The 22333-nt window shown below is 57.2% G+C and carries 19 protein-coding genes and 1 other annotated feature; of the genes, 11 read left to right on the top strand and 8 right to left on the bottom strand.

The genetic code is table 11. From position 1 onward, the window contains the following. Positions 1-44 precede the first annotated feature (44 nt). The 7 genes from dnaX to ABLV66_RS19195 all read left to right on the top strand — a co-directional run bounded on the left by dnaX (position 45) and on the right by ABLV66_RS19195 (position 8377). A complete protein-coding gene (gene dnaX / locus ABLV66_RS19225) occupies positions 45-1955 on the top strand; it encodes a DNA polymerase III subunit gamma/tau (RefSeq protein WP_045393520.1) in 1911 nt (636 codons plus the stop codon). Continuing rightward, positions 1288-1352: a sequence feature (DnaX frameshifting element), on the top strand. It overlaps the preceding gene by 65 nt. 56 nt (positions 1956-2011) lie before the next feature. Then, positions 2012-2344: a YbaB/EbfC family nucleoid-associated protein gene (locus tag ABLV66_RS19220; protein WP_008805448.1), complete on the top strand. Its 333-nt coding sequence runs from the start codon at positions 2012-2014 to the stop codon at positions 2342-2344. Continuing rightward, the gene (recR, locus tag ABLV66_RS19215; protein WP_015367906.1) at positions 2344-2949 is read left to right on the top strand and encodes a recombination mediator RecR; all 606 of its coding nucleotides are present in this window, start codon (positions 2344-2346) and stop codon (positions 2947-2949) included. The genes ABLV66_RS19220 and recR overlap by 1 nt, the downstream gene beginning before the upstream one ends. A 114-nt stretch (positions 2950-3063) precedes the next feature. Then, entirely contained in the window at positions 3064-4938 is a 1875-nt protein-coding gene (gene htpG / locus ABLV66_RS19210; protein ID WP_045393519.1) for a molecular chaperone HtpG, read from the top strand. A gap of 335 nt (positions 4939-5273) precedes the next feature. Continuing rightward, positions 5274-5918: an adenylate kinase gene (gene adk, locus ABLV66_RS19205; RefSeq protein ID WP_015367904.1), complete on the top strand. Its 645-nt coding sequence runs from the start codon at positions 5274-5276 to the stop codon at positions 5916-5918. Positions 5919-6046: 128 nt separating this feature from the next. Continuing rightward, on the top strand, positions 6047-7009 hold the full coding sequence (gene hemH / locus ABLV66_RS19200; RefSeq protein WP_047068109.1) for a ferrochelatase: 963 nt from the start codon (positions 6047-6049) through the stop codon (positions 7007-7009). Between the two features lie 63 nt (positions 7010-7072). Further along, positions 7073-8377, top strand: a complete 1305-nt coding sequence (locus ABLV66_RS19195) for an inosine/guanosine kinase (protein WP_047078639.1) — start codon at positions 7073-7075, stop codon at positions 8375-8377. A gap of 39 nt (positions 8378-8416) precedes the next feature. Here the strand turns inward: ABLV66_RS19195 and ybaL are convergent, their stop codons facing one another. Both ybaL and ABLV66_RS19185 read right to left on the bottom strand, forming a co-directional pair. Further along, complete coding sequence (ybaL, locus tag ABLV66_RS19190; RefSeq protein WP_015367901.1) at positions 8417-10093, bottom strand: YbaL family putative K(+) efflux transporter; 1677 nt, start codon at positions 10091-10093, stop codon at positions 8417-8419. A 235-nt stretch (positions 10094-10328) separates the two neighbouring features. Then, positions 10329-11549: an MFS transporter gene (locus ABLV66_RS19185; RefSeq protein WP_045393513.1), complete on the bottom strand. Its 1221-nt coding sequence runs from the start codon at positions 11547-11549 to the stop codon at positions 10329-10331. Between the two features lie 369 nt (positions 11550-11918). Between ABLV66_RS19185 and ushA the strand changes: the two genes are divergently transcribed. Further along, positions 11919-13571: a bifunctional UDP-sugar hydrolase/5'-nucleotidase UshA gene (gene ushA / locus ABLV66_RS19180; RefSeq protein WP_047078638.1), complete on the top strand. Its 1653-nt coding sequence runs from the start codon at positions 11919-11921 to the stop codon at positions 13569-13571. Positions 13572-13659: 88 nt separating this feature from the next. On the opposite strand, the gene ybaK is transcribed toward ushA, so the two are convergent. The 3 genes from ybaK to copA form a co-directional block, all read right to left on the bottom strand. Beyond that, positions 13660-14139: a Cys-tRNA(Pro)/Cys-tRNA(Cys) deacylase YbaK gene (ybaK, locus tag ABLV66_RS19175; RefSeq protein ID WP_015367897.1), complete on the bottom strand. Its 480-nt coding sequence runs from the start codon at positions 14137-14139 to the stop codon at positions 13660-13662. Positions 14140-14340: 201 nt separating this feature from the next. Then, a complete protein-coding gene (locus ABLV66_RS19170) occupies positions 14341-15135 on the bottom strand; it encodes a TraB/GumN family protein (protein ID WP_047078637.1) in 795 nt (264 codons plus the stop codon). Positions 15136-15267: 132 nt separating this feature from the next. Then, positions 15268-17769 carry a copper-exporting P-type ATPase CopA gene (gene copA, locus ABLV66_RS19165; protein WP_348876532.1) on the bottom strand — a complete coding sequence of 834 codons (2502 nt, stop codon included), beginning with the start codon at positions 17767-17769 and terminating at the stop codon, positions 15268-15270. Between the two features lie 105 nt (positions 17770-17874). Between copA and cueR the strand changes: the two genes are divergently transcribed. Next, positions 17875-18285 (top strand): Cu(I)-responsive transcriptional regulator, encoded by a 411-nt coding sequence (gene cueR, locus ABLV66_RS19160; RefSeq protein WP_045393501.1) that lies wholly within the window; start codon positions 17875-17877, stop codon positions 18283-18285. Here cueR and ABLV66_RS19155 read toward each other — a convergent pair. Both ABLV66_RS19155 and ABLV66_RS19150 read right to left on the bottom strand, forming a co-directional pair. Continuing rightward, positions 18282-18740: an NfeD family protein gene (locus ABLV66_RS19155; RefSeq protein WP_045393498.1), complete on the bottom strand. Its 459-nt coding sequence runs from the start codon at positions 18738-18740 to the stop codon at positions 18282-18284. The two genes, cueR and ABLV66_RS19155, sit on opposite strands and share 4 nt — an antisense overlap. Further along, entirely contained in the window at positions 18737-19654 is a 918-nt protein-coding gene (locus ABLV66_RS19150; RefSeq protein ID WP_020079443.1) for an SPFH domain-containing protein, read from the bottom strand. The genes ABLV66_RS19155 and ABLV66_RS19150 overlap by 4 nt, the downstream gene beginning before the upstream one ends. 139 nt (positions 19655-19793) lie before the next feature. On the opposite strand from ABLV66_RS19150, the gene fetA reads away from it, so the two are divergent. Both fetA and fetB read left to right on the top strand, forming a co-directional pair. Then, positions 19794-20471: an iron efflux ABC transporter ATP-binding subunit FetA gene (fetA, locus tag ABLV66_RS19145; RefSeq protein ID WP_348876531.1), complete on the top strand. Its 678-nt coding sequence runs from the start codon at positions 19794-19796 to the stop codon at positions 20469-20471. Then, on the top strand, positions 20458-21240 hold the full coding sequence (gene fetB, locus ABLV66_RS19140) for an iron efflux ABC transporter permease subunit FetB (RefSeq protein WP_045393489.1): 783 nt from the start codon (positions 20458-20460) through the stop codon (positions 21238-21240). The genes fetA and fetB overlap by 14 nt, the downstream gene beginning before the upstream one ends. A gap of 210 nt (positions 21241-21450) precedes the next feature. Here the strand turns inward: fetB and ABLV66_RS19135 are convergent, their stop codons facing one another. Beyond that, entirely contained in the window at positions 21451-22305 is an 855-nt protein-coding gene (locus ABLV66_RS19135) for a co-chaperone YbbN (protein ID WP_015367889.1), read from the bottom strand. Between the last annotated feature and the right edge of the window lie 28 nt (positions 22306-22333).

Below are 22333 nucleotides of genomic sequence, written 5' to 3'. Positions count from 1 at the left end.
TTACCCCCTCGTGAATTCACCTTCCAGCGTTTCAGAGCCAGCCCATGAGTTATCAGGTCTTAGCCCGTAAATGGCGCCCACAAACCTTTGCTGACGTCGTCGGCCAGGAACATGTGCTGACCGCACTGGCGAACGGCTTATCGTTAGGGCGCATCCATCACGCATATCTCTTTTCCGGCACCCGCGGAGTAGGGAAAACCTCCATCGCCCGGCTGTTGGCGAAGGGGTTAAACTGCGAAAGCGGTATTACCGCGACGCCGTGCGGCGTCTGCGACAACTGTCGCGAAATAGAACAAGGCCGCTTTGTCGATCTGATCGAGATCGATGCCGCCTCGCGCACCAAAGTGGAAGACACCCGCGATCTGCTGGATAACGTTCAGTATGCGCCGGCCCGCGGCCGCTTCAAGGTCTACCTGATCGATGAAGTGCACATGCTGTCGCGCCACAGCTTCAACGCGTTATTAAAAACGCTGGAGGAGCCGCCCGCGCACGTCAAATTCCTGCTGGCGACTACCGATCCGCAAAAGCTGCCGGTGACGATTTTATCCCGCTGCCTGCAGTTCCACCTCAAGGCGCTGGATGTCGAACAGATCCGCCATCAGCTTGAACACATTCTTGGCGAAGAGCAGATCGCGTTTGAGCCGCGCGCGCTGCAGCTGCTGTCGCGCGCCGCGGATGGCAGCTTGCGCGATGCGTTAAGCCTGACCGATCAGGCGATTGCCAGCGGCGATGGCCGCTTAAGCGCACAGTCCGTCAGCGAAATGCTCGGCACCCTCGACGACGATCAGGCACTATCCTTGATAGAAGCGCTGGTGGCCGCCGACGGCGAGCGCGTGATGGCAGGCGTCAGCGACGCCGCCGCGCGCGGCGTTGAGTGGGAAGCGCTGCTGGTGGAAATGCAAAGTCTGCTGCACCGTATCGCGATGGTCCAGCTCTCGCCATCGGCGCTGGGGGCGGATATGGCCGCCGTCGAGCTACGAATGCGCGAACTGGCGCGTACCGTGCCGCCGGCCGACGTTCAGCTTTACTATCAGACGCTGCTGATTGGCCGTAAAGAGCTGCCTTATGCGCCGGACCGGCGTATGGGCGTTGAGATGACGCTGCTGCGCGCGCTGGCGTTTCATCCTCGCCAGCCGCTGCCAGAGCCGGAAGTGAAGCCCGTTCAGGTTCCAACCTCTGCGCCGGTACAACAAGCGGCACCGCCCGTATCGTCGCCATCAGCGCCGCCGCAGAATCTGCCGCAAAGCACCAGCCAGGTGCTGGCGGCGCGCAGTCGGCTGCAGCGAACCCCGGGAGCGACCACCCCAAAAAAGAGTGAACCGGCAGCCGCATCCCGCGCGCGGCCGGTGAATAACGCTGCGCTGGAACGACTGAGTTCGATTACCGAGCGCGTACAGGCTCGTCCGGCGGCGGCCGCGCTTGAGCAGGCCCCGGCGAAGAAAGAAGCCTACCGCTGGAAATCGACGGCGCCGGTTGAAGAAACCTTAGTCGAGGTCGCCACGCCGAAAGCGCTGAAAAAGGCGCTGGAGCATGAAAAAACGCCAGAACTGGCGGCGAAACTGGCGGTTGAAGCGGTCGAGCGCGATAGCTGGGCGGCGGAAGTGAGCCAACTGGCGGTACCGAAATTGGTTGAGCAGGTCGCGCTGAACGCGTGGAAGGAGCAGGACGGCAATCGCATTTGCCTGCATCTGCGCCCCAGTCAGCGGCATCTTAATTCCGCCGGCGCACAGCAGAAACTGGCTGAAGCGCTGGGCGTGTTGTACGGCGCGCCGGTTGAATTGACCATCGTTGAAGACGATAATTTGGCGATGCGCACGCCGCTGGAGTGGCGGCAGGCAATTTATGAAGAGAAGCTCGCGCAGGCGCGCGAGGCGATTATTGCGGATAACAACATCCAGACCCTGCGGAGATTCTTCGATGCCGATCTGGATGAAGAGAGTATCCGACCCATTTGATCGCCAGTCGGACTGGCGATCGGTACCTTAACGATGACTTACTGAGAGAGAAGCCTATGTTTGGTGGAAAAGGCGGCCTGGGTAACCTGATGAAACAGGCCCAGCAGATGCAAGACAAAATGCAGAAAATGCAGGAAGAGATCGCGCAGCTGGAAGTGACCGGTGAGTCCGGCGCGGGTCTGGTAAAAGTGACCATCAACGGCGCGCACAACTGCCGTCGCGTGGAAATCGACCCAAGCCTGCTGGAAGACGACAAAGAGATGCTGGAAGATCTGGTGGCTGCCGCGTTCAATGATGCCGCGCGCCGCATTGAAGAGACCCAGAAAGAGAAAATGGCCTCCGTTTCTGCCGGCATGCAGCTGCCGCCAGGCTTCAAGATGCCGTTCTGATGCAAACCAGCCCGCTGTTAACTCAGCTTATGGAAGCGCTGCGCTGTCTGCCGGGCGTTGGCCCGAAGTCGGCGCAGCGCATGGCGTTTACGCTACTGCAGCGCGATCGCAGCGGCGGTATGCGTCTGGCGCAGGCGCTGACGCGCGCGATGTCGGAAATCGGCCACTGCGCCGATTGCCGCACCTTCACCGAGCAGGAGGTGTGCAATATTTGCAGCAATCCGCGTCGTCAGGAAAACGGTCAGATCTGCGTGGTGGAGAGTCCGGCGGACATTTACGCCATTGAGCAGACCGGGCAGTATTCCGGCCGCTACTTCGTGCTGATGGGCCACCTGTCGCCGCTTGACGGTATCGGGCCGGATGACATCGGGCTCGATCGCCTCGAACAGCGTCTTGAAGCGGAGTCGATAAGCGAGCTGATCCTCGCCACCAACCCAACCGTTGAAGGCGAGGCGACGGCCAACTACATCGCTGAGCTCTGCGCGCAGTATGGCGTTGACGCCAGCCGCATCGCCCACGGCGTACCGGTTGGCGGGGAGCTGGAAATGGTCGACGGCACCACGCTGTCGCACTCTCTCGCAGGCCGCCACAAGATTATTTTCTGAACAAATGGAGGCTGCGTTCGCCGCCTCCGCTTGAAAAATCCCACCTCTATCCCCATCTCCTCCCCAACACGTTATTTCCATTAATAATAAATGGCATTGTTGAGGTCGACTTACATGAAAGGACAAGAAACCCGTGGTTTCCAGTCAGAAGTGAAACAGCTTCTGCACCTGATGATCCATTCTCTTTATTCCAACAAAGAAATCTTCCTGCGCGAGCTCATTTCTAACGCCTCGGATGCGGCGGATAAGCTGCGTTTCCGCGCGCTGTCCCAGCCGGATCTGTATGAAGGTGACGGCGAGCTGCGCGTACGCGTATCGTTTGATAAAGACAACCGCACGCTGACCATCGCCGATAACGGTATTGGTATGAACCGCGATGAGGTTATTGACCATCTCGGCACCATCGCCAAATCCGGCACCAAGGCGTTCCTCGAATCGATGGGCTCCGATCAGGCGAAAGACAGCCAGCTGATCGGCCAGTTCGGCGTCGGCTTCTATTCGGCCTTTATCGTTGCCGACAAAGTCACCGTGCGCACCCGCGCCGCGGGCGACAAGCCGGAGAACGGCGTGTTCTGGGAATCCGCTGGCGAAGGCGAATATACCGTTGCCGATATCACCAAAGCCGATCGTGGAACTGAAATTACGCTGCATCTGCGTGAAGGCGAAGACGACTTCCTCAACGACTGGCGCGTGCGCTCGATCATCAGCAAATATTCTGATCATATCGCGCTGCCGGTTGAGATTGAAAAACGCGAAGAAGTGGACGGCGAAACCGTTATTTCGTGGGAGAAAATCAACAAGGCGCAGGCGCTGTGGACCCGCAGCAAATCTGAGGTCAGCGACGACGAATACAAAGAGTTCTATAAGCATATTGCCCATGATTTCAGCGATCCGCTGACCTGGAGCCACAACCGCGTCGAAGGTAAGCAGGAGTATACCAGCCTGCTGTATATTCCGTCGCAGGCGCCATGGGATATGTGGAACCGCGATCATAAGCACGGCCTGAAGCTGTACGTGCAGCGCGTCTTCATCATGGATGACGCCGAGCAGTTTATGCCGAACTACCTGCGTTTCGTGCGCGGCCTGATAGACTCCAACGACCTGCCGCTGAACGTGTCGCGTGAAATCCTGCAGGATAGCAACGTCACCCGCAACCTGCGTACCGCGCTGACCAAACGCGTGCTGCAGATGCTGGAAAAGCTGGCGAAAGACGACGCCGAAAAATATCAGACCTTCTGGAAACAGTTCGGCCTGGTGCTGAAAGAAGGCCCGGCGGAAGATGCCTCCAACCAGCAAGCCATTGCTAAGCTGCTGCGCTTCGCCACTACTCATACCGATTCTTCCGCGCAGACCGTGTCGCTGGAAGAGTACGTCTCGCGCATGAAAGAAGGGCAGGAGAAGATCTACTACATCACCGCCGACAGCTATGCGGCGGCGAAGAGCAGCCCGCATCTCGAGCTGCTGCGTAAGAAAGGTATCGAAGTTCTGCTGCTGTCCGATCGCATTGACGAGTGGATGATGAGCTACCTGACCGAGTTCGACGGTAAAGCGTTCCAGTCGGTCGCTAAAGCCGACGAGTCGCTGGAGAAACTGGCGGACGAAGTTGACGAATCCGCCAAAGAAGCTGAAAAAGCGCTGGAGCCGTTCGTTGAGCGCGTGAAAGGCCTGCTGGGCGAGCGCGTGAAAGAGGTACGTCTAACGCATCGTCTGACCGACACTCCGGCGATTGTAACCACCGATGCCGACGAAATGAGCACCCAGATGGCGAAGCTGTTCGCCGCTGCCGGTCAGGCGGCGCCGGAAGTGAAATACATCTTCGAGCTGAACCCGGCGCATCCACTGGTCAAACGCGCCGCCGATACCCAGGACGACGCGCAGTTTGGCGAGTGGGTTGAGCTGCTGCTGGATCAGGCGCTGCTGGCGGAACGCGGCACGCTGGAGGATCCTAACCAGTTCATCCGTCGTATGAACCAGCTGCTGGCGTCCTAAGCTTTACCCTCACCCTAACCCTCTCCCTAAAGGGAGAGGGGACTGCTCGCAGCTGGGGGCCTTTTCTCCCTCTCCCTTTAGGGAGAGGGGACTGCTTGCCGCAGGGGCCTTTTCTCCCTCTCCCTAAAAGGGAGAGGGGACTGCTTGCCGCAGGGGGCCTTTTCTCCCTCTCCCTGCGGGAGAGGGCCGGGGTGAGGGCCTTAATCTTCCCCAACCGTAAAATATCTCACCATTAACCGTTTCAGCCGCACCGCCTTCCTTGAGCCATGGCCGTTCTGGTGGTATGGTTTAGCGTTTTTTGAAAAATTGAAACGACATTTGAGGGGATTTTCGTAATGCGTATTATTCTGCTTGGCGCTCCGGGCGCGGGTAAAGGAACTCAGGCTCAGTTCATCATGGAGAAATACGGTATTCCGCAAATCTCCACCGGCGACATGCTGCGCGCCGCGGTAAAATCCGGCTCCGAGCTCGGTAAACAAGCGAAAGACATTATGGATGCCGGCAAACTGGTGACCGATGAGCTGGTCATCGCGCTGGTGAAAGAGCGTATCGCCCAGGAAGATTGCCGTAACGGTTTCCTGCTGGACGGCTTCCCGCGCACTATCCCGCAGGCTGACGCTATGAAAGAAGCCGGCATCGCCGTTGACTACGTTCTGGAGTTCGCGGTACCGGACGAACTGATCGTCGATCGTATCGTGGGCCGCCGCGTACACGCCGCTTCCGGCCGCGTCTATCACATCAAATTCAACCCGCCGAAGGTGGAAGGTAAAGACGACGTGACCGGCGAAGAGCTGACCACCCGTAAAGACGATCAGGAAGAAACCGTACGCAAGCGTCTGGTGGAATACCATCAGATGACTGCGCCGCTGATCGGCTACTATCAGAAAGAAGCGCAGGCGGGTAACACCCAGTACGCGAAAGTCGACGGCACTAAAGCGGTGGCTGACGTGCGCGCCGATCTGGAAAAAATCCTCGGCTAATTAAGCCCTTTCTCATCCTGCTGCGGCAGGATGAGAACACCTCTCATTTCTACCTTTTGCTATGATTGGTTCCGTTTAACGCCATTTACGCTACAATTGTCAGCGATTCAAATGGTTAAGAGGCGGTAATGCATCAGACGAAAACAGGTATTTTGCTAGCCAATTTAGGCACTCCCGATGCGCCCACGCCCGATGCGGTGAAGCGCTATCTGCGACAATTTCTTAGCGACAAACGGGTAGTGGATACGCCTCGTCTGCTGTGGTGGCCGCTGCTGCGCGGCATCATACTGCCGATTCGCGCTCCCCGCGTGGCGAAGCTCTATCAGTCCGTATGGATGGCGGAAGGCTCGCCGTTGATGGTGTATAGCCGTCAGCAGCAGCAGGCGCTGGCGGCCAGATTACCGGATGTCCCGGTGGCCCTGGGGATGAGCTACGGCTCGCCGTCACTGGCAAGCGCTGTCGATGAGCTACTGGCCCAGGATGTTGACCATATCGTGGTATTGCCGCTGTATCCGCAATATTCGTGTTCTACCGTGGCGGCGGTATGGGATGAGCTGGCGCGGATCCTCGCGAAAAAGCGCGCTATTCCGGGCGTTTCGTTTATCCGCGACTATGCCGATAACGCTGACTATATCCACGCCCTGGCGGCCAGCGTGCGCGCTTCGTTCGCCGTTCACGGCGAACCGGATGTGCTGTTGCTCTCCTATCACGGTATTCCGCAACGCTACGCCCATGAGGGCGATGATTACCCTCAGCGCTGCCGGGTAACCACTCGCGAGCTGGTCTCAGTGCTCGGGCTGCCGCCGGAGCGGGTGATGATGACCTTCCAGTCGCGCTTTGGCCGCGAACCCTGGTTGACGCCGTACACCGACGAAACGCTAAAAATGCTTGGCGAAAAGGGCACACAGCACGTTCAGGTTATCTGTCCGGGCTTCTCCGCTGACTGTCTGGAAACGCTGGAAGAAATCGCGGTGCAAAACCGGGAAATTTTCCTTGAGGCTGGCGGTAAGCAATATGAGTATATTCCGGCGCTTAATGCCGATCCGGCGCATATTGAAATGATGGTGAACCTGACCGCGTCGTATCGCTGATCGCGCGCGTAGCGGGGAATATGCTACTATTCCCCGCTTGTTCCCTGTCATTAAATCGCCACTATGAAATTTCCCGGTAAACGCAAATCTAAACACTATTTCCCCGTTAGCGCTCGCGATCCGCTGCTGCAACAAATTCAGCCAGAAAATGAGTCCAACGTCTCCTGGGTGGTTGGCATCGACCAGACGTTGGTGGATATCGAAGCGAAAGTGGATGAGGCGTTTATCATACGCTACGGTCTGAGCGCCGGTCATTCGCTGGTGATTGAAGATGATGTCGCCGAAGCGCTGTATCAGGAACTGGTACGCGACGGCCTGATCACCCATCAATTTGCCGGTGGCACCATTGGCAATACCATGCACAACTACTCGGTACTGGCTGACGACCGCTCGGTGCTGCTCGGCGTGATGTGCAGCAATATTGAGATCGGCGGCTACGCTTATCGCTACCTGTGCAATACCTCCAGCCGTACCGATCTCAACTACCTGCAGGGCGTCGATGGCGCTATTGGCCGCTGTTTTACGCTGATTAGCGATAGCGGCGAACGTACCTTTGCCATCAGTCCTGGCCACATGAACAAACTGCGTCCGGAAAGCATTCCGGAAGAGGTGATCGCCGGCGCTTCCGCGCTGGTGCTGACCTCCTACCTGGTGCGCTGTAAGCCGGGCGAGCCGATGCCGGACGCGACGATGAAAGCCATTGAGTATGCCAAAAAGCATGACGTGCCGGTGGTGCTGACGCTGGGCACGAAATACGTGATTGCCGACAACCCGCAATGGTGGCAGCAGTTCCTCAAGGAACATGTTTCGATTCTGGCGATGAATGAAGAGGAAGCGGAAGCGCTGACCGGTATCGCCGACCCGCTCACCGCGGCGGATAAAGCGCTGGACTGGGTCGACCTGGTGCTGTGCACCGCAGGTCCGGCGGGCCTGTATATGGCGAGCTTCACCGAAGAGGAAGCGAAGCGTAAAACGCAGCATCCGCTCCTGCCGGGGGCGATTGCCGAGTTCAACCAGTATGAATTCAGCCGTGCGATGCGCCATCAGGATTGCGTTAATCCGCTGCGTATCTATTCGCACATCGCGCCTTATATGGGCGGCCCGGAGAAGATCATGAACACCAATGGCGCAGGGGACGGCGCGCTGGCGGCGTTGTTGCATGATATCACCGCCAATAACTACCATCGTAATAACGTGCCGAACTCCAGCAAACATAAGTGCAAATGGCTGACCTACTCATCGCTGGCGCAGGTGTGCAAATACGCCAACCGCGTCAGCTATCAGGTGCTGAATCAGCATTCACCGCGTTTAACCCGCGGCCTGCCGGAGCGGGAAGATAGCCTGGAAGAGGCCTACTGGGACCGTTAATCCCGCGATAAGAGTACGCCCCGCGAGCGGGGCGTCGTATCAACCGGTAACAATCTCGCCAGCTGGCGGCGTTTCCAGCAGACGTAACATCGCCCGCGCGATTTCGCGTTCCCCCATCACCACCTGATTGGCTCCGCGTTCGGTAATATAATCGACCTCATCGTCGTAATGGGCGCGGGCGATAATCTCAATGTTCGGGCATTTTTCCCGCGCCGAGGCGACAATTTCACCGGCTTCATAGCCGTTAGGAATGGTCAGCAGCAGCCAGCGGGCGCAGTCGAGATGCGCCAGATTCATGATTTCTTCGTTGGCGGCATTGCCCAACACGGCGCTGATACCGCGTTCGCGTAGCTCATCCACGCGGGTGCGGGAGGTTTCAATTACTACCAGCGGGATCCCCTGGGCCATCAGTTTCTCGCCAAGCAGGCTGCCGACGCGGCCAAAGCCGACCAGCAGCGCATGGTTGCAGATATCCACAGGCACCTGTTTTTCGTCTTCCAGCACCTCTTCCAGCGTCTGTTCGTCGAGGGTTTCGGTTTTATCGAGATATTTTTCCAGCAGGGTAAACAGCACCGGGTTGAGCATAATCGAAATTATCGCCCCGGCCAGCACCAGGTTCTGCCCGGCCTGCGGCAGCAGATCCAGCGCCATGCCGAGACCGGCAAGGATAAAGGCGAATTCCCCGATTTGCGCCAGGCTGGCGGCGATGGTCAGGGCGGTACGCGGCGAGTGGCCGAACATACGTACCAGGAAGAAGGCGGCGGCGGATTTACCAAAAATGATAATCGCCAGCGTTGCCAGCACCGCCAGCGGCTGTTCGACCAGAATCATCGGGTCAAACAGCATCCCGACGGAGACGAAGAATAGCACCGCGAAAGCGTCGCGTAGCGGCAGCGTATCGTGAGCGGCGCGGTGGCTGAGTTCGGATTCGTTAAGCACCATCCCGGCGAAGAATGCGCCGAGGGCGAAGGAGACGTCGAACAGCTCAACGGCGCCGAAGGCGATGCCGAGCGCCAGCGCCAGCACCGACAGGGTAAACAGTTCGCGGGAGCCGGTTGCCGCGCTGCGCGACATGATCCACGGCACCAGACGGCGTCCCACCAGCATCATAATGGCGATAAAGGCGACCACTTTACCGATGGTAATGCCCATGTCGAGCGCCAACGACGCCAGCCCGACATCGCCTTTTTCGACCATCCCGGCGATAGCGGGCAGCAGCACCAGCGTCAGTACCATCACTAAATCTTCAACGATCAGCCAGCCGATGGCGATTTGCCCACGCTGGCTATCAATAAGCTGCCGTTCCTCCAGCGCGCGCAGCAGCACCACGGTACTGGCGGTGGAAAGACACAGGCCAAAGACGATGCCGGTCATCAGCGACCAGCCGAGCAGGGAAGAGAGCGCCATCCCGAGCAGCGTCGCCACGGCTATCTGGGCGATGGCGCCGGGAATGGCTATCGACTTTACCGCCATGAGATCTTTCAGCGAAAAGTGCAGCCCGACGCCAAACATCAGCAAGATGACGCCGAGTTCGGCCAGTTCAGGCGCAAGTTTAGTATCAGCAACAAAACCAGGAGTAAATGGACCGGCCAGCACGCCCGCTAATAAATATCCTACCAGTGGTGAAATACGTAGCTTATTGGCAATCATGCCGAGGATAAAGGCGAGCACAAGGCCGCCGACAATGGTGGTGATTAGCGGTGTTGCGTGATGCATTCCGTCTCCTTGCGTGTGGTGAGCCGATCCATTTTCGCTACTTAAAGCAAAAAACCGATTAATAGTTTATGACACTTTTGCTCGTTTTGTTTATGAATAATTATTGAAATTTGCGAAAAATTGGAATTACGGCAGAAAAAAGCACAGACAGGAAAATGGCGGCAGGTCATGGTGAGGTAATGCTGATGAGATAAGGGATTGCGGCGGCCAAACTTTCACTTTGGCCGCCAGATACTCAGGCTTTTTGATGGTTATTAGGCAGGAATATCGTCAGAATGCCGAGAAGCGGCAGGAAAGCACAGATTTTATAGACCAGATCGATGCTGGTATGGTCGGCTAACAACCCCAACACCGCGGCGCCAAGGCCGCCCATGCCAAACGCGAATCCGAAGAACAGGCCGGAAACCATACCGATTCTCCCCGGCAACAGCTCCTGGGCATAGACCAGAATAGCGGAAAAGGCTGATGCGAGGATAAAACCAATTATCACGGTCAGGATCCCGGTCCATTCGAGCGATGCGTACGGTAAAATGAGGGTAAATGGCGCCACGCCGAGGATAGAGCCCCAAATTACATATTTACGACCAATTTTATCGCCAACAGGCCCGCCAATCACCGTTCCTGCGGCCACCGCGAACAGGAAGGCGAACAAGTGAAGCTGGGCGTTTTGCACCGATAATCCGAACTTGTGCATCAGATAAAAGGTGTAATAGCTGCTAATACTCGCCATGTAGAAGTATTTGGAGAAAATCAGCATTAACAGGATGCAGACGGCCAGGATAACCTTGTTACGCGGCAGAGGATTAACGATAACCGGCTTCGGCTTGCCTTTATTCATCCGATGTTGCGCGGCGTACCAGCGGCTGATTTGCGACAGCACGACGATCGCCAGCAGCGCGGCCAGCACGAACCAGGCGACGTTGCCTTTGCCGTAGGGGGCGATAATCACCGCCGCCAGCAGCGGCCCCAGCGAGCTGCCGAAGTTGCCGCCAACCTGGAATAGCGATTGCGCCAGACCGTGACGGCCGCCGGAGGCCATCCGCGCCACGCGCGAGGATTCCGGATGGAAGACCGAAGAGCCGGTGCCGACAAGCGCAGCGGCCAGCAGTACCATGCCGAAGCTACCGGCCAGCGCTAACAGAATTAAGCCGCAGAGGGTGAAACACATCCCTACCGGTAATGACCACGGCATCGAGCGTTTATCGGTGATGTAACCAATCACCGGCTGGAATAGCGATGACGTCAGCTGGAAGGTGAGGGTGATCATGCCAATCTGCACGAAGGTTAACGAGAACTCCGCCTGCAGTAGCGGATAAATCGCCAGGATGAGCGATTGGATCATATCGTTTAGCAGATGGGAGAGGCTGATTGCCCCCAGGATGCCAAATGAGGTGCGCGCTTTTTGCGGCGGCGCGCCGGTACCGGGTAAGGATTGAGCGGATTGGTTGGTTGTCATAGGTTCACTTCAGCGAGTTCTATTTGTTGTAGAGAATGCAGGTTGATACCCTAAATAATTCGAGTTGCAAGAAGGCGGCGACACAGAGAATCCCCAGGAGCTTACTCTAGTAAGTGACTGGGGTGAGCGAGGACAAATTCGTCAGGAACGAATTTGAACGCAGTTCACTGCGCCCGTAAGGGCAAGGCCCAGGGATGGGCCGAGTTATTGCCAACGCACATGCAACTTGAAGTATGACGGGTAGAATTATTATCAGACTAACATACCTGTCCCTAAGGTTTGAAGGAAGTCGCAATTCTGAAAACATATTTGTCAAAGCGGCTGACTCGCTATACTTTCGGCACTTGTTATTAAGTCAGGGAGTGAAACATGCATTATTTAAAACGCGGCGTGGCGCTGGCGTTATTCACCGCCTTATCGCTGGGAAGCCTGTCAGCGCAGGCCTATGAGCAGGACAAAACCTATAAAATCACCATCCTGCACACCAACGACCACCACGGTCATTTCTGGCGCAACGACTATGGCGAATATGGCCTTGCGGCGCAGAAGACGCTGGTGGACGGTATCCGCAAAGAGGTGGCGGCCGAAGGCGGTAGCGTCCTGCTGCTGTCCGGCGGCGATATCAATACCGGGGTGCCGGAATCCGATTTACAGGATGCAGAGCCTGATTTTCGTGGCATGAACCTGATTGGCTACGATGCCATGGCGGTGGGCAACCATGAGTTTGATAACCCGCTCAGCGTGCTGCGCCAGCAGGAGAAGTGGTCGAAGTTCCCGTTCCTGTCGGCCAATATCTATCAGAAAAGCACCGGCGAGCGCCTGTTTAAACCCTGGGCGCTGTTTAAGCGCGGCGGGCTGAACATTGCGGTGATTGGCTTAACGACCGACGATACGGCGAAAATCGGCAACCCGGAATATTTCACCGATATCGAATTCCGTAATCCGGCGGCGGAAGCCAAGCTGGTGATTCAGGAACTGCAGCAAAATGAAAAGCCGGACGTGATTCTGGCGACCACCCACATGGGCCACTATGACAACGGTAATCACGGCTCTAACGCGCCGGGAGACGTTGAAATGGCGCGGAGTTTACCAGCGGGATCGCTGGCGATGATCGTCGGCGGCCATTCGCAGGATCCGGTCTGCATGGCGTCGGAGAATAAAAAGCAGGTCGATTATGTCCCCGGTACCCCGTGCGCGCCGGATCGCCAGAATGGCATCTGGATCGTGCAGGCGCACGAGTGGGGGAAATATGTCGGCCGCGCCGATTTTGAATTCCGCAACGGTGAGATGAAGCTGGTGCACTATCAGCTGATCCCGGTCAACCTGAAGAAGAAGGTCACCTGGGATAACGGTCAGAGCGAGCGCGTGTTGTATACGCCGCAAATTGCCGAAAACCCGCAGATGCTCTCGCTGTTAACGCCGTTCCAGAATAAAGGCAAGGCGCAGTTACAGGTGAAAATAGGTAGCGTCAACGGCCATCTTGAAGGCGATCGCAGCAAAGTCCGCTTCGTACAAACCAATATGGGGCGCCTGCTGCTGGCGGCGCAGATGGCGCGCAGCAATGCTGATTTCGCGGTGATGAGCGGCGGCGGTATTCGCGACTCCATCGAAGCGGGTGATATTACCTATAAAGACGTGATGAAAGTGCAGCCGTTCGGCAACGTGCTGACTTACGTCGATATGAGTGGTAAAGAGGTGATTGAGTACCTGACCGCCGTCGCGCAGATGAAGCCGGATTCCGGCGCTTATCCGCAGTTCGCCAACGTCAGTTTCGTTGCCAAAGATGGCAAGCTTAACGATCTGAAAATCAAAGGCGAACCGGTGGATCCGGCGAAAACTTACCGTATGGCGACGCTGAGCTTTAACGCCACCGGCGGTGACGGCTACCCGCACATCGATAATAAACCGGGATACGTAAATACCGGCTTTATCGATGCCGAGGTGCTGAAAGAGTACATCGAGAAGAACTCGCCTCTGGATGCGGCAGCCTACGAGCCGAAAGGCGAGGTCAGCTGGCAGTAAGCCTGGGCTTCAGGTTGGCTATTCATACCGTGGCTACCCGTTGGGTAGCCCGGATAAGGCGCGTGCGCCGCTATCCGGGATAGTGTGCTCAATCGCGGCGGGCGATATCGGCGAACTTCGCGTCCAGAAGCTTCGCCAGATCGCTTGCCGCCAGTTCGATATCGAGCCCGCGTTTGCCGCCGGAAATATAGATGGTGGCAAACTCCTGCGCCGGGGCATCAATCACCGTCGGCAGGCGCTTTTTCTGCCCAAGCGGGCTGATGCCGCCGACCAGGTATCCGGTGATCCGCTGTGCGACCATTGGGTCGGCCATATCTACCTTCTTGGCGCCCAGCGCTTTGGCCACTTTCTTCAAATCCAACTGTCCGGCAACCGGGGTGACGGCGACCGCCAGATGTTTCATATCGCCGTTAACGGCCACTAATAGCGTCTTGTAAACCTGATCCGCATTGAGCCCCAGCTTGCGAACCACTTCATCGCCAAAATTGGTCTCTTGAGGATCGTGTTCGTAGCTGTGGATCTGAAAGGTAATTTTGTTTTTTTCGAGTAATTTAACGGCGGGAGTCATAGTAATCCTTCTTACCAACCGACCTAACGTATGACCAGCATACGCGTGAGGGTTGTATAAAAAATAGTACCATCTTGCGCAATAGTATTGGCAGTGATGGTCACTTTGAGCGACAATCAGACGATCCGGGATGTATATCCCGGGATAATAATAATGATGAAATTCCTCTTTGACGGGCCAATAGCAATATTGGCCATTTTTTTACGTCAACATATCCGGCAGGTTCCCTTCGCCATACAGATGCAGCGCGCCGACGGCGACCACGTAACGCCCCGGCGGCAGGGCAAGCAGCGTGTCGCGCCAGGCCACATTGCGCTGATGCATCAACACATCATATAAGGACTGGCTGAAGGTCGTCGGCAGCGTTTCCGCGCCGCGCGACGGCGGTTGCTCCAGCCACCAGCCAATCATGACCTGCAGTAAACGGGCGTTGGTGCGCCAGTGGGTCAGCGTATCTTCCAGCAGCGCCTTACCGCCGTCTGGCAGATTGCGCAGGAGCGCGATTTGGCTGTCGGCGCCTTCCAGCTCCATTACCCTTATGTTGCTCTCGCGAGCGGCCATCAGCAACTGGTAATCAATACCGTAATCGGGGCGTAACCCTAGCTTTTGCGCCTGAGTAGCTTGTAGCACCATTGCTACCTGCCATAGCGGCTGGCTATCGAAAAGATCGACCGATAAACCCAGCTCGCCGGCGCGTGAGCGTAATTCTGCTAATTGTGTTTCGCTCAGACGTTCAGCCAGCGGTGGATAAGAGGGGAGATTACTGAAAGGCGTTTCATTACCGGTGATGTCCGCTTCGACGATTAAGGCGTCGGCCTGACGTATCTTTTTCAGTAACTTAGCCGGCGGCGGCGCCATGTCGCGGGTGCCCATATGGATGCTGCCGACGAGGTGTAAATAACGTTCGCCGGGCAGGACGATATCCATTGCAGGCCAGGAATAAGACGAGCCGACGGCGGCTCGCCACAGCATTTTTATTCGGTTTAACAGGCCCATACGCGCTCCGAAGTGTGAGGCATTCATGCTAGCGCATATGGTGGTGGCCGTCATCTTTCCCGCGGTTTTTTATTGTCGCCAGGAAATAAACGGGCGCTGAGTAACCTCAGCGCCCGTTTTCCGGTGACTGCGCTAATCTTTCGGTTTAAAGCGCAGCAGGCGATTAGCGTTACTGACCACGGTGATTGACGACAGCGCCATTGCCGCGCCGGCGACCACCGGGTTCAGCAGGGTACCGGTCAGCGGCCAGAGGATCCCGGCGGCAATCGGGATGCCCAGTGAGTTGTAAACAAATGCGCCCAGCAGGTTCTGTTTCATGTTGCGTAACGTCGCTTTCGAAATCGCTAAAGCATCGGCCACGCCGTTAAGGCTATGGCGCATCAGGGTGATCGCCGCGGTCTCAATGGCGACATCGCTGCCGCCGCCCATGGCGATACCAACATCCGCCTGCGCCAGCGCCGGGGCGTCATTAATACCGTCGCCGACCATCGCCACTTTGTGCCCCTGGCTCTGCAGACGTTTAATGGCGTCGGCTTTACCGTCCGGCAGCACGCCGGCGATCACTTCATCAATGCCCGCTTCTTTGGCGATGGCATTGGCGGTGGTCGGGTTATCCCCGGTGAGCATTACCAGACGATAGCCCTGCCGATGCAGGCGCGCCAGCGCGTCGACGCTATCTTCACGTAGCGGGTCGCGGATGGCGAACAGCGCCGCGGCCTGACCATCGATCGCCAGCAGTACCGGCGTGGCGCCGCGCGAGGCCTGTGTCGTCATCTCGCTTTCCAGTTCCGCGGTGGCGATATGCTGCTCGTTAAGCAGCGCCTGGTTGCCGAGCAGCAGTCGATGACCTTCCGCTTCACCGCTGACGCCAAGCCCGCGCAGGGTACGGAAGCCGCTTACTTCCGGTAAAGTGCTGTCGGCGGCTTTATCGAGGATCGCCCGCGCCAGCGGATGGCTTGAGCCTTGCTCGAGCGCGGCGGCAAGACGCACCGCGGTTGTTTCATCAAACCCTGCGAAGGTTTTCACGGCCACCACCTGCGGCTTGCCTTCGGTCAGGGTACCGGTTTTATCGAACACCAGGGTGTCGAGTTCACTGGCGCGCTGCAGAGCATCGGCGTCACGCACCAGCACGCCGTATTCCGCCGCCCGGCCGACGCCGGAAATAATCGACATCGGCGTCGCCAGGCCCAATGCGCATGGACAGGCGATAATCAGTACCGTGGTGGCAATGACCAGGGTATAGACGATTTGCGGCGCCGGGCCGAAGAAGTACCAGATACCGGCGCTAATCAGCGCAATGGCTACCACTGCCGGAACAAATACCGCAGAGATTTTATCTGCCAGTTGGCCGATTTCCGGTTTGCTACTTTGCGCCTGGCGCACCATGCGAATAATCCGCGCCAGCGTGGTCTGGCTGCCGACGGCGCTGGCGGTAAACAGCACGCTGCCGTCCTGCACCACGGTACCGGCATGAATGGCGTCGCCATCGCCTTTTTGCTGCGGTACCGGTTCGCCGGTGAGCATGGCTTCATCAAACCAGGCTTCGCCCTGGCTTATCACGCCGTCAACCGGAACGCGATCGCCAGTGGTCAGACGCAGCGTCATACCCGCCTCAACTTCCGCGAGCGGCAGATCTTTCTCGCCTTCAGCCGTCACGACGCGTGCCGAAGGCGGCGTCAGGTCGAGCAGTTTTTCCAGCGCTTTCGAGGAGCGCTGGCGCGCGCGGGCTTCCAGCATATGGCCGAGGTTGATAAGACCAATGATCATCGCGCTGGCTTCGTAATACAGGTGGCGCGCTTCCATCGGGAACCACTGCGGCCACAGGTTGACGCTCATGGAGTACAGCCAGGCCACCCCGGTTCCCAGCGCCACCAGCGTATCCATGGTGGCGGTGCCGTTTTTCAGGCTTTTCCAGGCGCTGCGGTAGAAGTGACCGCCAGCGAAGACCATCACCGCGAGGGTGATGAGGCCGATGACCAGCCACAGCGATCGATTGTCGTCGCTGACCATCATGTTATCGCCAAACATGCCCCAGACCATGACCGGCACGCCGACCAGCAGGGCGACAATCGCCTGCCAGCGAAAACGTTTCATGGTGGCGATGGCGGTTTCCTGCTGCCGTTCGCGGCGTTCCAGATCGTCTTCGATAGCCTCCGCGCCGTAGCCGGCTTTTTCCACCGCCTGCACTAATTCTGCGGCGGACGCGCTGCCCATCACCAGCGCAGTGCGTTCCGCCAGGTTTACCCGCGCCTGTGAGACTCCCGGCACCGCGGCAAGCGCGTTTTGTACCCGGGAAACGCAGCTGGCGCAGCTCATGCCGTTGATCAGCAGCTGTTGACTGTCATCCTCGTCATGGGCTGCCGGAAGCTCGGGAGTGGCCGCTGTCAGTGCTTCCGACGGGATTGATGATTCTGCCAGCGGTTTAGCCTTTGGGTGGCTGAGCTCCGCGCCGTATCCGGCTTGTTTGATGGTCTCAATCAGGGCTTCAGCGCTGGCGCTGCCCGTGACGTGGGCTTCGGTAACAGTGACCTCCGCCTGTTCAACGTCTGGACGCTGTTCCAGGCTCTCTTTCACGCGTTTAACGCAGTGGCCGCAGGAGAGGCCATCAAGCGTCAGGTCGATAGTGTTAGACATAAATAACTCCTGAATAATTTCCGGTTAATGATTGACCGAACACACTCTTTCATCGAGTATTAAGAAGGTTAAACCTTCCAGCAAGGGGAAGGTCAAGGGGGAAAAATGAATATTAGCGATGTGGCGAAAAAAACCGGCTTGACCAGCAAAGCGATTCGTTTTTACGAAGAGAAAGGGCTGGTGACGGCGCCGCTGCGTAGCGATAACGGCTACCGTACCTATAGTCAAAAGCATCTGGATGAACTGACGCTGCTGCGCCAGGCGCGGCAGGTGGGATTTAATCTGGAGGAGTGCCGCGAGCTGGTGGCGTTATTCAACGATCCGTCGCGGCACAGCGCCGATGTGAAAAAAAGAACGCTGGAGAAAGTCGCGGATATTGAGAACCATATCCGCGAGTTGCAAAACATGCGCGCGCATCTGCTGGCGCTGGCGGACGCCTGCCCTGGTGATGAGAGCGCGGATTGCCCGATTATTGATAATCTTTCCGGCTGTTGTCACCGCAAAGCGCAGGCTTAGCGGACGGCGGCTCTTATCCGCAAGGTAATGCCTTCGACGGCGACCACTTCAACCTTGCTGCCCGCCGCGAGGTCTTCATCGGCAATCACCGGCCAGGAGCTATCGCCGACGCGGACGTGGCCGCGACCGTTTTCCAGCGCGTTGTCGAGTGTGAAACGACGGCCAACCAGCTGCTGGCCGCGCTGGTTAAGCTGCGCGTCGGCGGGGCGCTGCTGCCTCATGCGTTTACGCAGCCATTTTGACCACAGCCACGCCGCCAGCAGGGTAAGGACGGCAAACAGCGTCCCTTGCCATTCCCAACTAAATGGAATAACCCAGGTCAGCAGGCCGGTAACCACGCCAGCTACGCCGCTCCACAGCAGGTAGCCATTGCTGCCGAGCATCTCTGCCGCCAGCAACAGCCCGCCAAGGGTCAGCCAGAAAATATGCGGATGGGCGAGGATCAGGGCGATCATGATTTTTTCCGTTCGGCGCTGCTCTCTTTCAGCAGTTCGCCGATCCCGGCGATCGAGCCCATCAGACTGCTGGCATCCAGCGGCATCAGCACCACTTTACTGTTGTTGGCGGCGCCAATCTGCTGCAGCGCGTCGGTATATTTCTGCGCCACGAAGTAGTTAATCGCCTGAATGTCGCCTGACGCAATCGCCGATGAGACCATCTGGGTGGCGCGGGCTTCCGCTTCGGCGGAACGTTCGCGGGCTTCCGCCTGCAGGAAGGCCGACTGCCGTTCGCCTTCGGCTTTGAGGATCTGCGACTGCTTTTCACCTTCGGCTTTGAGGATTTCCGCCTGACGCACCCCTTCCGCCTCGAGGATATAAGCGCGTTTGGTTCGCTCAGCTTTCATCTGGGCGTTCATCGAGGAGATAAGCTCCGCCGGCGGGCGAACGTCGCGGATTTCGACACGGGTGATTTTCACCCCCCACGGATTGGTGGCATCGTCGACGATATGCAGCAGGCGAGTGTTAATGCTATCGCGCTGGGAGAGCATTTCATCCAGCTCCATCGAGCCGAGTACGGTACGAATGTTGGTCATCGTCAGATTGACGATCGCCAGCTCAAGATTACTGACTTCATAGGCGGCTTTTGGCGCATCGATCACCTGGATGAAGCAGACGGCGTCAATGGTGACGTTGGCGTTATCGCGGGAGATGACTTCCTGCGAAGGGATATCCAGTACCTGCTCCATCATGTTCACTTTGCGGCCGATGCGATCCATAAACGGTACCACTAAACTTAAGCCCGGCTGCAGCGTCTGCGTGTAGCGGCCAAAGCGTTCGACGGTCCATTGATAACCCTGCGGCACGATTTTTACTGCCGCCCCCACAATGACCAGTGCGACAAAAATAAGAACGGGGATAAAAATCAGCATCAAAAACCTCCTGTCTTGTTGCCTGATGGGCGCCGCAGCGAAATGGCGCAGATTTAAACAGAGTATAACTTTCTCCTTGTTCCGGTGAAAGAAAACTGGAGTAAACTGTCTGCGTTTTAGGAAATTAATTGGACATATAATGAAGGAAAATAACGCGATTTTGCGCCTCGAGGGTGTTGGTTTTAAAACCGACGACGCGGTCCTCCTGAATAATATCGATCTCCGGATTAGGGCTGGAGAGTTTAAGTTAATTACCGGGCCATCCGGATGCGGCAAAAGTACGTTACTGAAAATCATCGCCTCTCTGCTGAGCCCGACCAGCGGAGAGATTTTTTTCAACGATACCGATATCACTACGCTGTCGCCGGAAAACTATCGCCAGCAGGTCTCTTATTGCGCGCAAACTCCGGCGCTATTCGGCGATTCGGTCTACGACAACCTGGTTTTCCCATGGCAGATCCGCAACAAACAGCCGGATCCTAAAGCGCTGATTGCCGATCTCGAACGCTTCGGGCTGGCGGATAATACGCTGGAGAAATCGATTAACGAATTGTCCGGCGGCGAAAAACAGCGGGTCTCGCTCATTCGTAATCTGCAGTTTCTGCCGCAGGTGCTGCTGCTGGATGAAATTACCAGCGCGCTGGATGAGAGCAATAAGCGCAACGTTAACGAGATTATTCATCGCTACGCGACGGAAAAAGGAATGGCCATTCTGTGGGTCACTCACGACCAGAACGAAATTGCCCACGCTGATGAAGTGATTACGCTACAGCCTGCTGGCGGGAAAATGCATGAGGGGAAAAATGAACGGGCATAATATTACTAACGAATCGCTGGCGCTCTCGATGGTGCTGGTGCTGGTGGCGATCGTTGTGAGCTATCGGGAAAAGCTGGCGCTGGAAAAAGATATTATCTGGAGCATTTGCCGGGCGATAGTGCAACTCATCATCGTCGGCTACGTGCTGAAATATATCTTTAACGTTAACCATGCGGTGTTAACGCTATTGATGGTGCTGTTCATCTGCTTTAACGCGGCGTGGAATGCGAAGAAGCGCAGTAAATATATCGACAAAGCTTTTGTCTCATCGTTTATCGCTATTACCACCGGCGCCGGACTAACCCTGGCGGTGCTGGTCTTCTCGGGGTCGATCGCCTTTGTGCCGATGCAGGTTATTCCGATTGCCGGCATGGTGGCCGGTAACGCTATGGTGGCGGTAGGGCTGTGCTACAACAATATGGGCCAGCGTTTTAACAGTGAGCAGCAGCAGATTCAGGAGAAGCTAAGCCTCGGCGCGACGCCGAAGATGGCCTCCGCGCGGCTGATCCGCGACAGCATTCGCGCCTCGTTGATTCCCACGGTAGATTCAGCGAAAACGGTCGGACTGGTGAGTTTGCCGGGGATGATGTCGGGACTGATTTTCGCCGGGATTGACCCGGTGAAGGCGATTAAGTATCAGATTATGGTCACGTTTATGTTGCTGTCGACCGCCAGCCTGTCGACGATTATTGCCGGCTATCTGACTTACCGGAAGTTCTTCAATACCCGTCATCAACTGGTGGTGACGCAGTTGAAAAAGCGCCCGTAAGCATTCCCGGGTAGCGGCTTACGCCTTACCCGGGCTACCACAGGGCTGCAGATACTGTTATCGGTATACAACTGTTTTGCTTGGGGAAAAACATGTGCTTTGTGTTAATCCTGTAAGCATTCCCGGGTAGCGGCTTACGCCTTACCCGGGCTACCACGGCGTAATCTGTAGCCCGGATAAGCGTAGCGCTATCCGGGTCAGCGCCTCTGATTAGTACAGCAATGAATACAGCTGGCGGCGGTATTTCGCCGCCAGGGCGTCTCCGGTACCGAGCGCCGCGAGGATCTCCTGCAGCATTTTGCGAACCTGGCCATCGCCGGCGCCTAAATCTTTTTGCAGATGCGTGAACAGCAGCGCCAGCGCTTCTTCGTTGCGCCCGACCTGGTGCAACTGCAACGCCAGCTGAGACGCCAGCGCCGCGTCGTCCGGGTTCTGCTCGACCTGCTGCTGTAGTTGCTGGATTTCCGGGGTATCGGCGGCCTGCTTAAGCAGTTCAATCTGCGCCACCAGCCCCTGATAACGGGTGTCCTGATCCTGCAGCGGCACGGTTTTCAGCACGCTTTCAGCCTCATCGGAACGCTGCAGGGCAATTAGCGTTTCCGCCAGCAACAGGCCAATCTGGCTATCCTGGTTAGACAACTGCCAGGCGTCTTTCAGCAGCGGCAGCGCGTCGGCGTATTTTTCTTCCTGCATCAGCGCCAGCGCTTCTTGCGCTTTCAATTCTTCTTCGCGCGGCAGTACTTTATCCAGCAGGGCGCGGATGGCTTCTTCCGGCTGCGGGCCTTCAAAACCATCTACCGGCTGGCCGTTCTGGAACAGATACACCGTCGGAATCGCGCGCAGACCAAACTGCGAAGCCAGCATTTGCTCCGCGTCGCAATCTACCTTCGCCAGCGTAAACTGACCGTGGTATTGGGCGGCCAGGCGCTCAAGCACCGGCGTCAGCTGTTCGCAGTGCTGGCTGCGGGCGGACCAGAAATAAAACAGCACCGGCGCGTTCATGGATTGCTGCAGCGTCTGCTGCAGGTTGGCTTCGGTAATATTGACAATATTCTGTTCGGACATGGGCGTATCTCGTTAGTCGATTTCTGTT

This window comes from Klebsiella sp. CN_Kp073 (genome assembly GCF_040065495.2).
In the GTDB taxonomy this organism is placed as follows: Bacteria; Pseudomonadota; Gammaproteobacteria; order Enterobacterales; family Enterobacteriaceae; genus Klebsiella; species Klebsiella aerogenes.
The sequence above is the reverse complement of the archived record's forward strand: the minus strand, read 5'-3'. Positions and strand labels throughout refer to the sequence as shown.

Bases quoted from the DNA above. Each gene is read 5' to 3' on its own strand.
- ybaL (WP_015367901.1), bottom strand. From the start codon at position 10,093: ATGCATCACGCAACACCGCTAATCACCACCATTGTCGGCGGCCTTGTG.
- ABLV66_RS19220 (WP_008805448.1), top strand. From the start codon at position 2,012: ATGTTTGGTGGAAAAGGCGGCCTGGGTAACCTGATGAAACAGGCCCAG.
- fetB (WP_045393489.1), top strand. From the start codon at position 20,458: ATGAACGGGCATAATATTACTAACGAATCGCTGGCGCTCTCGATGGTG.
- dnaX (WP_045393520.1), top strand. From the start codon at position 45: ATGAGTTATCAGGTCTTAGCCCGTAAATGGCGCCCACAAACCTTTGCT.
- htpG (WP_045393519.1), top strand. From the start codon at position 3,064: ATGAAAGGACAAGAAACCCGTGGTTTCCAGTCAGAAGTGAAACAGCTT.
- recR (WP_015367906.1), top strand. From the start codon at position 2,344: ATGCAAACCAGCCCGCTGTTAACTCAGCTTATGGAAGCGCTGCGCTGT.
- ABLV66_RS19195 (WP_047078639.1), top strand. From the start codon at position 7,073: ATGAAATTTCCCGGTAAACGCAAATCTAAACACTATTTCCCCGTTAGC.
- fetA (WP_348876531.1), top strand. From the start codon at position 19,794: ATGAAGGAAAATAACGCGATTTTGCGCCTCGAGGGTGTTGGTTTTAAA.
- ABLV66_RS19135 (WP_015367889.1), bottom strand. From the start codon at position 22,305: ATGTCCGAACAGAATATTGTCAATATTACCGAAGCCAACCTGCAGCAG.
- cueR (WP_045393501.1), top strand. From the start codon at position 17,875: ATGAATATTAGCGATGTGGCGAAAAAAACCGGCTTGACCAGCAAAGCG.
- ushA (WP_047078638.1), top strand. From the start codon at position 11,919: ATGCATTATTTAAAACGCGGCGTGGCGCTGGCGTTATTCACCGCCTTA.
- copA (WP_348876532.1), bottom strand. From the start codon at position 17,769: ATGTCTAACACTATCGACCTGACGCTTGATGGCCTCTCCTGCGGCCAC.
- ABLV66_RS19155 (WP_045393498.1), bottom strand. From the start codon at position 18,740: ATGATCGCCCTGATCCTCGCCCATCCGCATATTTTCTGGCTGACCCTT.
- hemH (WP_047068109.1), top strand. From the start codon at position 6,047: ATGCATCAGACGAAAACAGGTATTTTGCTAGCCAATTTAGGCACTCCC.
- ABLV66_RS19150 (WP_020079443.1), bottom strand. From the start codon at position 19,654: ATGCTGATTTTTATCCCCGTTCTTATTTTTGTCGCACTGGTCATTGTG.
- ybaK (WP_015367897.1), bottom strand. From the start codon at position 14,139: ATGACTCCCGCCGTTAAATTACTCGAAAAAAACAAAATTACCTTTCAG.
- adk (WP_015367904.1), top strand. From the start codon at position 5,274: ATGCGTATTATTCTGCTTGGCGCTCCGGGCGCGGGTAAAGGAACTCAG.
- ABLV66_RS19185 (WP_045393513.1), bottom strand. From the start codon at position 11,549: ATGACAACCAACCAATCCGCTCAATCCTTACCCGGTACCGGCGCGCCG.
- ABLV66_RS19170 (WP_047078637.1), bottom strand. From the start codon at position 15,135: ATGGGCCTGTTAAACCGAATAAAAATGCTGTGGCGAGCCGCCGTCGGC.